This window comes from Acinetobacter sp. 228 (genome assembly GCF_048147885.1).
In genome coordinates, this window is record NZ_JAYWYV010000383.1 from 1 (window position 1) to 1,217 (window position 1,217).

Annotated in this window: 1 pseudogene; it reads left to right on the forward strand. The window is 37.3% G+C overall.

The features are described from left to right. Positions 1-308 precede the first annotated feature (308 nt). Positions 309-1,217 (forward strand): annotated as a pseudogene (locus tag VXQ92_RS19210) (phosphoenolpyruvate carboxykinase domain-containing protein); the annotation flags it as partial.

Genomic DNA, 1,217 nt, shown 5'->3' on the forward strand with positions numbered 1-1,217 from the left:
CTTCATTTGTATAATCAATAATAATTCTCAAAAAAATTTTTCAAGCCTAACTAATTGATTTTAAATAAAATAATTTAGATAAATAACATACATATAACATAAAAATATAAAAGCAAAAACCTTATAAAAACATATAAACATATGATTTTCATTAAAAAATAAACAAAACCCCAAATATCTACTAGTTAGTCTTTAGTCTTATTTTTTTTTATGATTTTATGCTTTAATACAGCCACTTTTTTATTTGATCTTTCATTGTATCCCAATGAATGACTTGTACGTTGTACATATTTTGAATAGGCCTCACCATGACCACAGTGAACGCACCAGAATTCGTTCGTCATCCTAAGCTTATAGCATGGGTTGAATAAATTGCAAACTTAACCAAACCAGCAAAAATCGAAGGGTGTGACGGAAGCGAAGACGTGTATCAACGTCTAATCGACTTGATGATCGCTAACGGCACCATGCAGAAATTAAACCAAGAAAAACATCCTGGTTCTTATCTTGCAAATTCTGACCCATCTGACGTTGCGCGTGTTGAAGATCGTACTTACATCTGCTCTCAAAATAAAGAAGATGCTGGTGCGACAAACAACTGGGAAGATCCAGCTGTTATGCGTGAAAAATTAAATGGTTTATTTGAAGGTTCAATGAAAGGCCGTACCATGTACGTTGTTCCTTTCTCTATGGGTCCTTTAGGTAGCCATATTGCTCACATTGGTATCGAGTTAACTGACTCTCCTTATGTAGCTGTTAGCATGCGCAAAATGGCACGTATGGGTAAAGCAGTTTATGACGTATTAGGTACAGATGGCGAGTTTGTTCCTTGCGTACATACAGTAGGTGCTCCACTTGCTGAAGGTCAAAAAGATGTTGCTTGGCCTTGTAACCCAGAGAAATATATCGTTCATTACCCAGAAACTCGCGAAATCTGGTCTTTCGGTTCTGGTTACGGCGGTAACGCGTTACTTGGTAAAAAATGTTTAGCTCTTCGTATCGCTTCTGTCATGGGACGCGAACAAGGTTGGTTAGCTGAACACATGCTTATTCTTGGTGTAACTAACCCTCAAGGTGAAAAACACTACATCGCTGCTGCATTCCCGTCTGCTTGTGGTAAAACAAACTTTGCAATGTTAATTCCACCAGCAGGTTATGAAGGTTGGAAAATCGAAACTGTAGGTGACGATATTGCTTGGATTAAACCATGTGAAGAT